This is a genomic window from Halioxenophilus aromaticivorans, assembly GCF_042850945.1.
Classification (GTDB): Bacteria; Pseudomonadota; Gammaproteobacteria; order Pseudomonadales; family Cellvibrionaceae; genus Halioxenophilus; species Halioxenophilus aromaticivorans.
In genome coordinates, this window is the sequence record NZ_AP031496.1 from 4,709,550 (window position 1) to 4,722,099 (window position 12,550).

At 51.9% G+C, this 12,550-nt stretch carries 6 protein-coding genes; 2 read left to right on the top strand and 4 right to left on the bottom strand.

Going from position 1 to position 12,550, the window contains the following annotated elements; translation table 11 throughout:
* Positions 1-151: 151 nt before the first annotated feature.
* A complete protein-coding gene (locus ACGHM3_RS20135; protein ID WP_345423273.1) occupies positions 152-1,267 on the bottom strand; it encodes an alanine--glyoxylate aminotransferase family protein in 1,116 nt (371 codons plus the stop codon).
* Positions 1,268-1,423: 156 nt separating this feature from the next.
* Positions 1,424-2,578, bottom strand: coding sequence for a hypothetical protein (locus ACGHM3_RS20140; protein ID WP_345423276.1), 1,155 nt, complete (start codon positions 2,576-2,578; stop codon positions 1,424-1,426).
* Positions 2,579-2,921: 343 nt separating this feature from the next.
* Here ACGHM3_RS20140 and ACGHM3_RS20145 point away from each other — a divergent pair, with 343 nt between their 5' ends.
* The gene (locus tag ACGHM3_RS20145) at positions 2,922-5,180 is read left to right on the top strand and encodes a TonB-dependent receptor (RefSeq protein WP_345423279.1); all 2,259 of its coding nucleotides are present in this window, start codon (positions 2,922-2,924) and stop codon (positions 5,178-5,180) included.
* Positions 5,181-5,252: 72 nt separating this feature from the next.
* Here the strand turns inward: ACGHM3_RS20145 and ACGHM3_RS20150 are convergent, their stop codons facing one another.
* Positions 5,253-7,307 (bottom strand): metallophosphoesterase, encoded by a 2,055-nt coding sequence (locus ACGHM3_RS20150; RefSeq protein WP_345423282.1) that lies wholly within the window; start codon positions 7,305-7,307, stop codon positions 5,253-5,255.
* A gap of 484 nt (positions 7,308-7,791) precedes the next feature.
* On the opposite strand from ACGHM3_RS20150, the gene ACGHM3_RS20155 reads away from it, so the two are divergent.
* Positions 7,792-10,083 (top strand): hypothetical protein, encoded by a 2,292-nt coding sequence (locus ACGHM3_RS20155; RefSeq protein ID WP_345423285.1) that lies wholly within the window; start codon positions 7,792-7,794, stop codon positions 10,081-10,083.
* Positions 10,084-10,151: 68 nt separating this feature from the next.
* On the opposite strand, the gene ACGHM3_RS20160 is transcribed toward ACGHM3_RS20155, so the two are convergent.
* On the bottom strand, positions 10,152-12,548 hold the full coding sequence (locus ACGHM3_RS20160) for a TonB-dependent hemoglobin/transferrin/lactoferrin family receptor (protein ID WP_345423288.1): 2,397 nt from the start codon (positions 12,546-12,548) through the stop codon (positions 10,152-10,154).
* Positions 12,549-12,550: the final 2 nt, after the last annotated feature.

A 12,550-nucleotide genomic window follows, 5' to 3' on the forward strand; every position in this document is an offset into this window, starting at 1 on the left:
CCAAGGGCTGGCAAAAAAGACCGGCCAAAAGGGTTAGGCAAAAAGGAATTGCCAGATAAGGATGGCAACGAGGTTGCCGAAGGAAAAAGCCCAAGCTATTGAAAAGTTACGAACCAAACGCGGCAGCCCAGGGCTGCCGCGCTGGGCGTTGCTATTTTATAACTGCTTTTAGGGCATCCAAACACAGCTGAACATTTTCTTCCCGTGCGGAGTAGCCCATCAGGCCAATACGCCAAACTTTACCGGCGAAGTCGCCCAGGCCGGCGCCGATTTCCAGGTTAAATTCGTTCAATAAACGGCCCCGTGCGGTAGCATCATCCACGCCCTGCGGAATCATAACGGCGTTTAGCTGCGGCAATCGGTGGGCCTCATCCACCAGGTAACCAATGCCTATCTCGGCCAAGCCATCGCGCAGTTTTTCGTGCATAGCTTTGTGGCGAGCGAAGCTGGCTTCTAAGCCTTCTTCCTGCAGCATTACCAGGGATTCGTGCAGGCCGTACAGCGCGTTGATGGGTGCAGTGTGGTGATAGGCACGCTTGGCGCCGGGGCCCCAGTAGCCCATCACCAGGTTCATATCCAAAAACCAGCTCTGCACCGGGGTTTTGCGGTTGCGGATGGTTTCGGCGGCGCGCTCGCTGAAAGTTACCGGCGAGATACCCGGCGTGCACGACAAGCACTTTTGCGTGCCGGAATACACGGCATCGGCGCCCCACTCGTCCACCTTAACGGGTACGCCAGCCAATCCCGTAACGGTATCCATAATCACCAAACAATCGTGAGCTTTAGCCAATGCACACAGGGCGGCGGCATCGGATTCCACGCCGGTGGAGGTTTCGGCGTGGACAAAGGCCAGAATTTTGGCATCTGGGTTAGTCTCTAGCGCGGCCTCTACCTTATTGGTATCCACCGGCTGGCCCCAGGCGTCGTCTACGCGGATGGCTTCACCACCGCTGCGAGTGACGTTTTCGATCATGCGGGTGCCAAACACGCCGTTAACACACACAATGACCTTGTCGCCGGGCTCAATTAGGTTCACAAAACAGGCTTCCATCCCCGCCGACCCCGGTGCAGATACCGGTAAGGTCAAGGCGTTTTCAGTTTGGAAGGCGTACTGCAACAGCGTTTTTACCTCGTCCATCATGCCGATAAAGGCAGGGTCCAGATGGCCGATGGTGGGCCGGCCCAGGGCCTCCAGAATGCGCGGGTGAACGTCCGACGGGCCAGGGCCCATGAGTGTGCGTTGTGGTGGTTTAAAGCTTGTAATCATTGTATTGGCTCCTCAACCGCGCCGGCGGCAACGGCGATGTTGTGCTGTAAAAATATCCCAAAATTTTAGCGCGCCTATCTTACAGGCGTGAGCGGCGGAGGGAAGGCCCCGAAGGGAGGATTTTAACGGCCTACCGAAAACACCGGCAGAAGCTGACTATTCACACCCTGAAGACAAATATTGCTTATCAAAGGCCTGTTTTTCTTGCTCCAGCGCCCGGAAGGCGGCCAGTTCGCCCTGGGTTCGGAAATGGCCTAGAAAGCTTTCTAAGTTGGCTGGACTGTAGCTCATGTAGGCCTCTAGCGCTTGCACACCACTGGCCTCGCCGAAATGCGCCTCAGTGGAAATTTCACTTGCCTGACGATTGCGCTCCCGCAGGGAGGCCGCTTGGCCGTCATAGCCCAGCTGCTCCAGGGCAACGGCTTCCATATCGGCAGCGATGCTTTTGGCAATGCGAGTCTTAGAATAAGCCTGGGATTGTTGGGCGTAGCGCAAGCAATGCTCCGCGGCCACGGGTGAGTTCTTGCTCATGGTTTTGCACAGGCTAACGTAGCCAACGTATTGCGGCAGTTTTCCAGTAGAGATACCAAAGCCATATTCCGCTACGGCCTGGAAAGGCAAGTCACTGCCAGCGGCGGTGAAAGCTCGCACCCCCATTTCTATGGTCTCCGCATAGTAAACATTAGCACTGGCCGCGTTGGCAGCTCGCTCTAGGCTGCCCAAAGCGGCCTTTTCGTCGCCCAGCCGCAGCTGCTCCACCGCCAGAGACATCCACACGTCGCTGTTCTCGCTGTCAACAACGGCCAATTGCTGTAACCACTCCAGGCTCGGGCAAAGGTCTGGGTCGAAACAATCCATCAGCGCATTCCACAGCACCAAGGGGTTATCCGGCGCCAGCTCCACGGCCTTGGTGGCCAATTCCAAGCCCACCTCTTCGTCCTCCTCGAACATAGCGGCAACGACCAACAGCTCAGGGTCCTGGGAGGCCACTAGGCTCGCTGTGACCCACTCACTGGCTGCCAGATAACGATCTGCTAGCTCCTGGTCACTTAGGCCGGCATCCGAACTTTGCATGTAGGGCAACACACAATCCTCAGGTGTAGCGGACTCTTGCTCCAGGCGGGGCGCCTGGCCGGTGGCTGCAGAATCCCGGGCTTGAGTGGGCACTTGGGCCGTAGACGCTTCTGAACTAGCCGTAGTGGGAAACTGGCCGCTGTTATCCAGCCCGCGCAGCGTTAACGCCACCAGCACAATCAAAGCGGCCAAAACAACCGCCAGAGTAAGCGCACCAAACACCTTAACTTTCGACATAACCCAGCCAACTTAACCCTAAATCCGTCTATCATCCGCCCGAAATGGCGAACGCATCGTTGCTCCATGACCAACATGGCCTGGCGCCGGCTATTTTACTGCAGGCGCAACAGAATGCGACTGCCTAGCAAAATGGCTTGCACCGGCCTACCTATCCTTTTTAACAACCAAGCACCCTTAACAAACAAATAAACTTGTTTTTTATAATGCTCTCTTTCATAGTGGCGTAACGGCTATTCCAAAATCCATTTAGCCATTAGCGCCACTGCCCGCCGCAATGGCAACCATAATAATAAAAGACTCCCGCTGTAGTTTGGTCTTTTCCACTTTGAAAGGATTACCTATGGATATTTCACGAGCTATCTACCCTACTGCCCCTATTATCGCGGCTCTCACTCTGTTGGCAGCCGACGTCAGCACTGCCGAAACACGCATAGAGGAAATTACAGTAACCGCGCGCAAGGTAGAGGAATCCTTGCAGCAAGTGCCCGTGGCGGTTACGGCGCTGTCCGGCGAAGAATTGCTGCGCAAAAACGCCATGGACATTGGCAAGCTAGAAGGCATGGCCCCCAACGTGAGCTTTGGCCGCCACGGCAACTTTCCCAACTCGGCGCAAATTTCCATACGCGGCATGACCTCCATGGATATTGAGCGATCCTTTGACCCTTCGGTAGGTGTATCCATTGATGGCGTGTTCACCGCCACCAATGCCAACCAAATGATGGACATGTTCGACGTTGAACAGGTAGAAATTTTACGCGGCCCGCAAGGCACCCTCTTTGGCAGAAACACCTTAGGCGGAACCGTTAACGTCACCCGCAAACAAGCCTCAACAGAGGCCCTAGCAGGTGGAGTAGTAATCACCAGTGGCAGCTACGGCCGATTGGATGGCAAGGCCGCAATTAACATTCCGCTAGGAAGCCAACTGGCGGCTAGGCTGTCGGTATTTTCTAGCCACAGCGATGGCTGGGTGGATAATCGATACCGCCAGGGGCCAGACCACTTTATGGGCGAAGAAACTCTGGCCGCGAGACTCAACCTTGTGTGGGATGCCAGCGTACGGTTGAGATTTAAATTAAATTACGACTATTTAAAAGACCGTAGCGATACCGGTTATGTGGTGAATATCACCACTAACGATGGCTACCTCAGCGGCACCGACGTTAATGGCGATGATATATATACGCCTTATTTATTTTGCGTACTGGGCAACCTCTGCGAGGGAAAATCCGGCGACCTATATGAAGCCAACGCCGACGATAAAAACATCGCCAATATCGACCGCGACAGTGTTAGCCTGGAAGCGAACTACGATATTAGCGACAACCTAACACTGACCTACGTAGGTAACTACGCCGATCACTACGAGGATATTTGGCTGGATTGGGACGGCGTTGGTAACGCCATCATCGGCTACGACGGCTCCACTCCCGTGTACGGGACTTTTTTCCATACCGATGCCCGCATCCAAAACGAGCAAACGCAATCCCACGAATTAAGGGTTGCTGGTGAAATTACCCCGCAATTGGATATTGTCGCTGGTTTGTACTGGTATCAAATGGAATACGATATTCGGCAAAACGACACCTACTTGGGTTTACCCATTGACTACAACGCCGGCCAGAATTCCAAAAGCAAAGCCGCCTTTGCCGAGGGTAATTTCGCACTTAACGACCAGTTTTCTTTAACCTTAGGCCTTCGTTATACCCAGGATGATAAAACCTTTTCCCGTGAAATGATTTTGCTCGGCAGCACCATTTTTGACGTTAATAATTTGAACCACGATTGGAGTGAAAGCACCTTTCGCTTGGGAGCAGATTACCAACTTAGTGACGACATCATGCTCTACGCAAGCTACGCCACAGGCTATAAAGCGGGCGGATTTAATGGCCGCGCCGGCAGCGAAGCTGTAGCTCTGGTGCCCTACAACCCAGAAACCGTCAACACCTTTGAACTGGGCGTAAAAAGCGAGTGGTTTAGCCAGCGCTTACGCCTCAACGCTGCACTGTTTAGCTCGGCCTACGACGACCTTCAGGTGGATGTAAATGTGCCGGCACCGCAGGGGCAAAACTTATTAATCACCAATGCCGCCTCCGCCACCAGTAATGGCTTGGAAATCGAGCTGCTGGCACTACTCACAGACGCCACTCGTTTGAGTATCAATTACGGCTATTTAAAAGCTGAATACGACGATTTCACCGGCAATTTATTTGGCGAAACCGACAGCAACGGCAATTTAATTAACAGCGATTTCTCTGGCAATGTCTTGCGGCGTGCGCCGGAGCACCAACTGGCACTTAGCCTCACCCAGGATTGGCAACTGCCAGGCGGGGTGATTACCGGCGAATTAAGCTACAACTGGAAAGATAGCCAACACACCACCATCGACAACGACCCCTACTTAGCAATTGAAGACTACGCTATCGTCGATGCCAGCTTAACCTGGCTTGCGGATGAAATGTGGCGGGTATCGGTATTTGTGCACAACGCCACCGATGAAGAACAACTGGGCTACCAATTTCGGGCCTCTGGCCTTTGGCAATTTGCCTCGCCGGCCACCCAACCACGCATGGCCGGCATCACGGCTAACTATCAATTTTAACGAGGTGATAACTGCCACAAAAAAGCCCGCCTCCGTCGATCACGGTTTTCGGCGGGCTTTTTTAGAGGCGAGCTATTTTGCGTTTAGCTCAAAGCGGTCGAACTCAATCACTTCGCTATCCGGGTCGGTGGCGTCCAACGCGAAACTGCGTACGGCACCCATGCCGGTATCCAAAATAGTAAAGGTAGAGATGTCGTTACTGCACACAAACGGTACTTCGTAATCGCTTAGGCCAAAGTGCACCATGGGGTTAGCCATACTGGGCATAATAGGCTCACGAGCGTGGGGATCGTTGGTGCGCGGATAATTGTGCGCCTCAAATTCGCCATTGGCCACGGCCTCAAAGAAGGCGGCACCGCCGCGTTGCGCGTCGTTCCAGGGGGTGCCTTCCGGTGTGGTCCAATAGGCGCCAAAACAGTTACCCGCTGCAGAGGTTTCTAGGTAGTGCATGTTGCCGGCTTGCACACGGTTCCAAATGTGTGAATGGCCGTGCAGCACCAGCTGTACGCCTGCGGCCTGTAGCATGGGCTCAATATCGCGGCGGAAGAAATCTTCTTGCACTGGGTATTCATAGCGTACATCGACAATGCTACCGAGTAAGGGCTGCACCTGCTCTCGCCATACCTGTATGCGGGATTTCTGCTCCTGGGGCATCAACACCTTGCGGGTTTTAATTTCACCGGCATCGGTTTGATAATCGATTTCCATCATTGGGTCGGTTAACACCGGCACCACGTTATCGCCAAGGCCAGAAGCCGATTGGTGAAACATCACCACGCGGTATTTGCTGTTTTTAAAACCGTCGCTATTAACGATGCTACGCAACCATTTGTATTGCGCGGTACCCTCAGTAAAAGGCGTAAACAAATGCTCACCAAAGCCCCACTCTTCTGGGTTGTTTAGATCGTTGGGGTTTTCGTTAAATTTGCTTTTGGTGTCTAAATTCCAATTGCGCCAAATGCGCGACACGTTCATAGAAATTAACAGCACATCGCCCACGCGTTTTACGTAATAGGCTTCGCCCTCTGGGCTATCGCTGGGCAGGGTAAACAATTCGCGGTAGGCGTCGAAGTCGTTAGAGTTGTCGCGAATCCACTGGTCTTTGATGGCCGGGTCTCGGCTGGGGTTAATGGTATCGGCCAGTTCTTGGTAACGATAGGTGGCGTACCAACGTGGTTGCGCATCACCAAACATGCCGTTGATGTCCATGGTGGTCTCTTGTCCGTTCACCATCACACTTTGGTTTGGGCGAAAACGGCCGCTCACTTCGTGGTTGGCAATGGAGGGAAACAAAGCCACATGCTGCATCAACTCGCCGCCTTTGTAGGGAGAGCCAGGTACAAACTCATCAAACTTGCCCTGCAAAGTCGGGAAGAACGAAGGCCGCGCGCTGAGGGGGTTATCTAACCAACTGCTTTGGAAATTATCAAACCATTCGGAGGCGCGACGCGGGTGGTTGGCCAAATCGCCAGCGAAGAAAATAGCATCCAAATTGGGGAACATTTCCGCCACGGTTTGATAATTTGCCAGCGTGTTAAAGCGCTCTTGCTGATCTGAGGTTAATAAAATTTGCAGCGGCGCGTTGTTTTCTGGCAACGCCTTTAACGTAAACGGCCCGGCGGAATAAACTTCGCCTTCACCGTTGCTGCTTTTTACCCAATAGCGGTATTTTTTACCGGGCAGTAAACCGTCAACGTAGGCCTCGTGGCGATAGGCTTGGCGCTGCACTACGGCTTCGGGTGGGTTGTCCCAGCGCGTGCTGCTGTCTTCAAAAAAGCGATTTAATTTGGCGGTATCCGCCAACACACGATTCTGCCCGGAGTTTTCTGGCGCTTGTAACTGGCCGCCATTGTCTTCCATGGGGTGATCTTCTACCAAAAGGGTGTGGGCGCTACCGGGGAAGTTAGTTACCCACACAACGTGAACACCATCCTTACTGGGGTTTTGCAGGAACGGGTCCGTTAACAGGCGCGGCTCGCCCGCCGCCAACGGCGCAACTTCGGGCGAACTATAGGTACTGCTTAGGCTAATATTTGCACAGGATAAAACACACACACCCGCCGCCATGGCTATGGCAGACTTTAACGTGACCTTCATAACAAACTCCGTGGTTTCGTTGATTTTCACGTTGCATCCTAGGCGCTGGGTGTGACTTAGAAATGATACAAATATTGCATTTAGACTACGAGATTCCACAAGAATAACTGACATAAATGACAATCGTAACTCTTTAGTGGCAAGCGGTTGTACAAAGCGGCTTTCGGCTAAAACTGCTGGGGACGGCAACCGCCTCTACTAGCAAAGAGCGCCATTTTAAATACAGGCAATTACTCCCTACCCCAGAGGTAAATACTCACCAACCCCTGGCAATTCAGAACTAATTTATGACAGTACCGTGACGTCGATGTGACAGCTTATTAGCCATTAAATCATTTCGTTAATTTCGAACTAAAAAAACCATAAAATCTGCCGCAATTGAAAATCATTTTACATTTACGCCATTTTTTCTATTAGTTTTGTGACATACTCCTCACCGCTCCTACTCGAGCACGGGCAAATCCTCAATTGCCCAGGTCACCTACCAATAAAACTAATCGACAAGGAAGTTAAGATGATTAAAACATTTAAAAAATCTTTTTCACCATTGGCCCTTGCCATTGGCCTCGCTAGCCAACCTTTTGCAGCCACAGCCGACGATACACTGTGGTACTTACATTTAGGCGGCGACTGGACCAATGAAATAAAAATATCCGATGGTAATATTTATTTAGATAGCTCTACGGATGGTGCCTTTTGTGACGGCAGCTTTGACGACTTTGGGCTTGGCTATTGCTATATGGTTGAAAAAATAAACCGGGATGGCTCCATTGATTGGCGATACGAGGCTTCGGAATCCGGCATTTGGAGTAATTTAGCAGTCAACAGCGACAACCTGTTTTTAGTCGATTACACCAACCTTCCATCCATTACCCAAGTGGATATAGAAACTGCTTCGGTGAGTAGTATCGGCGATATTTCCGCGGCCATCGAAGGCGCAGAATACTATTACACCATCGCCGCCACAGACAACGGTTTGTTTGCCATTGCAAAAACAAACGCAGGGGCTTCTGGCGACAACCGAGTGTTAGCGCATCTCAATGCCGCAGGTGAATTACAATGGAGCGTTGATATTGGCGATTGGGAAAGCACCAACCATCTGTTTATTGAAGATGGAGTTGTTCATATAGCGGGGTTAAACCCAAGCTTTGAAAACGCCTATCATGCCTATTCCACTACCGGCCAATTATTGAGCCAAGAGACGGGCCAAGCCGCCGCCGACAAAGTGCCACTGGCCAATGGCATTAGCCTGTATAACGACACTTACAGCATTGTGAATTCTACCTCCTGGCTGATCAACCAACCGAATGACTTTATCGTTAAATACGATGAGCAAAATAACATTGTTTGGCAGATCCCTTTCTTTAGCCAGGCCGACGGTTACGCTCGAAACGGCGTCGCCTACGGGGTATTCACCAACGGTACCGATATCTTTGCCATCGGCGCAGCCGCCGTGGCTGACAATGACGAATTAACCCATGTGCTGGCACGCTACGATATTGGCGGCAACCTCCTGGCACTGCAGTCCTTAGACCTGCCATTTGACGCCCGGGAACAGCCCACGAGACGCGCCGTAGCCCTAGATAACGACCGAATTTTGCTCGGCGTCGACGACACAAATGGCTGGTCTGCCTATGTTTCGGCCTTAGAATTTGACGGTGAGGGCGTACCCACCGGGGTTAGTATTCCTGTGACCGATTCACCGGCTCCGGCCGCCAGCACAGCGAGCCAAACACTCCATCTAGGTGACATCAATAACGACGGTTACCCAGAGATCGGCGTGGTTGCAAGCTCCGATAGCACCCGCGTACACGTCCAATCCATTGGCGCCGATCACTCTTGGCAGGCGATTACGTTTGACGGTACCGGCGAGGTCGCCGTGGTTAACGACGCAGACTGTAATTCAGTACCCGAAATAGCCGCTTTGGTAGCCGGCAGCAATAGCGTTGAGCTAAGAGACAGCCTAAGCGGCGAGCTAGTAACCAACATCGCCTTTAATGCAAATGTTGATGCTATCAAAATGGCCGTGGTGCCAGATACCAACCACAATGGCGCGGACGATATAGCCATTTTAAGTAAATTTAATAATCGCAATGGCCAGGCTGTAATTATCCACGATGCGAAAACCGGTGAGCAGTTATCGTCGATTTCATTTAACCCTTATTTCCGCGCAAAAGACTTTGCCTTTATTGAGGATATTAATGGCGATGGCGCGCCAGAAATAGCCGTGCTGTCCACCAACAAGAAGGGCACCAGCAAACTGGAAATTCGCGCCCTGGACGGCAGCTTGGTGAACAATATTTGGCTAGGTAAAACCTACCAATCAACCGCCCTGGTGGATATGAATACACAACTTGGCCTGTCACCTAACCTCAGCAATGAGTTGGGTGTTTTGCTCAATAAAGCGGAAGGCAACGGTTTAACCGTGCGAGTGATTGATACGCAAAGCGGTGACGATTTGCAGTCGGTGGGTTACAACTGGCGCTTTAGCCCCATTGCCGCCAAAGCCATCGCCGATACAAACGGTAACGGTACGGCAGAAATCGCTTTGCTTTCGAGCAAAACCAATGCGGGAGAAACCACCGGCAAGATTGAGCTAAGAGATTCCTACAGCGCAAACTTGGCCAATAATGTTTGGCTGGGTGAAAACGCCAGCCCGGTGGACTTTTCTATCATTAAAGATACCAACGGCAACGGTAGCCCAGAGACAGTTACCTTGATGGAAAGCGATGGTATTTATTACTTGCTAACCAAAGACAGCAAAACCGGCACACTTATTGGCCAGCAGGCTGTGGACTTACCCTAAATAAAAACTCAGCCAACGCGAAGAAGCCGCCAATGGCGGCTTCTTTTATTGCAGTTTAAGCAAGGCCATTAAAAACGATAGGCCACATCCAAACTAAAACTACGGCCTGGCTCAGAATAGCGTTTGTACCCTTGATCCGATACGCCGCCAAAAAAGCCGCCGCTGCCGGCGCGAATAGAATTTAACACTTCCCATCGATAGTATTCTTTATCGGCTAGGTTATAGGCCGCCAAAGTGATGTTCAGTTTATCGGTCACCTTATAAAACGCGTTGAGATCGAACAGCGTGTAAGCATCCGGATAATAGGCCGGGCCACTGCCATTATTTAACGCGGTAAAGCTCAAATCCCCGGCGGCTACGCTCAGGGCTTCGGCTTCGTCCGGTTGCAACTGCTCGTCGATGGAATCGAACCACAGCGCGTGCAATTGCACACCCCACTTACCATTGGATGCCAAGTAACCCAGGGTAAGCGTGCCGGTATCCGGCGCGGCGGTTTCTAAGGCATCGCCTTTATTGTGTACCCCGTCCAATGTAGTTTGGTATTCGCCATCAATAGTGGCAAAGGTGAAGTGGGCAAACACGTTTTTGGAAAAAGCGTAGGTTGCATCGATTTCAATACCGTTAACGTCGATTTCTCCCACATTGGCGGGCTGGTACCACTCGTCTTCGGTAATGGTGGTAGGCGTACAGACGGTTTGCATGGTTGCAAAATCAAACCCGCACTCCTCGGCGTTTACCGCCGAGCTATAGGCCGTACTATTAGAAACCGTCTGAATTTTATTGTCGTAGGTTGCCCAGTAACCGGTCACCGTAAAGCTGGCTTTCTCCGATTCCAATTTGTAGCCCAATTCCATACTCGAAGATTGCTCGGCTTCCAAGTTAGCGTTGGCGACGGTGTCTAAATCTAGGTAGGATTCTCCGGTGATTGTGTCCTCAATGACCGTGCCGCCGTCGGTTCCCAGGTACATATCCTGTACGGTGGGCGCTTGGTAGCCCTGGGTATAGCTGGCCAAAATTGATTGCCCCGGCATAAACTCGTATTCGGCAATAAGCTGGCCTACCCAGGCGTCGAATTCGGCATCGACAACGCTGACACCGGTGCTGTCTTCAAAGGTACTACCCACCTCGGGGTTGTACTCAGTATTGTCATAGCGAGCACCCAGGGTCACTGTAAAGGCATCGCTTATCTTAATGGCATCACTGAAATAAACAGAAAAACTGTTGGTTTCTGTTTTAGGCACCCAAGCCGGGTCGCGCTCGGGATAACCGTCCATATAACCACTGGCGGTGTCAAACCCGTTGTAGCGGCGATCGTACATCACGTTTTCCATCTCCCGTGAAGACCAATCGAAACCGTAATCGAGGGTTTGCCGTACCCCAGCGTTAATGTGTTTTTCAAAATCCAGATTTAGCACCGTGGCATCTTGGCTGGTGCTGCGATCTTCGATACGTAGAATATTTAACCCGCGGGAACTGTAGTCAAAGGCAGTGACACCGGTGGTCTCACCTTCCTGCAAATCCAAGGTCGCGGACAGCGAATCAAACAACGCCAGGCCGGTGTTATCCCAGTGATAAAAAATGCCGTATCGAGTTCGATCGTTATCGTCGTCGGTGTGGAAATTGTAGTAGGTGGCGCTATCCCGACTAAGCGGCGTGCCTTCGGTATTGCGCTGGTTGTCTTCGTACATCAAGCCTAGTTTTTGCGTTGGCGTTAATTGATAGGCGAATTTGGCGAGCACCGCAGATGAGGTTTTGTCTTGTGGGTCGGCGGTTTCTCTTGCAGAACCCAGCAGCGCCTGGCCATCGCCATGGGCTTGCATTTCTTCCCCGGTGCGGTAGGTGTACTGAATTAAACTTTCAAAGCTGCCCGCCCTGTTAGCAAAAGTAACATGGCCTTTTTTTTCGTGATCGCGGGAATCAAACCCCAGCTTGGTACCAAAATACAGTTCGTCTCCGGTAGAGCCGATAAAATCACTGGCATCGTGGGTGGTGTAGGCCACCGAACCGGCCAGCGCATTAGTACCCTTACTCACCGCGCTTGGGCCTTTGGTGATACGAATAGACTTTACGTGCTCCAGCTCTACTTGGCCACGGGTAGAATCGTACATACCGTAAGCCGAGAAGGACGCCGGCGCCAGGGTTTCACCCAAAGAAACACCATCAACGGTTACCGCAACGGCATCGCCCTCCAGGCCTCGGATATTAAATCCGTCGTCACCAAACCGGTTGCCGGCATCGTTAACTTGCACCCCGGGTATGTATCGAACGCTGTCTTCAATATTGTCCATGGAGGCATTGGCAATATCTTCGTCGCTGATTACCGTAGTGTTATTGGAAACGCTGCTTTCGTTGGCCGCTTCAACAACCAACGTCGATAGCCGAACCACGTCTTCCTCGGCATTGGCGGTAGCTGCGGCCATTATGCAGGCAGCCAAAAGGTTTATTTTGTGTGCGTATTTGTTCATAG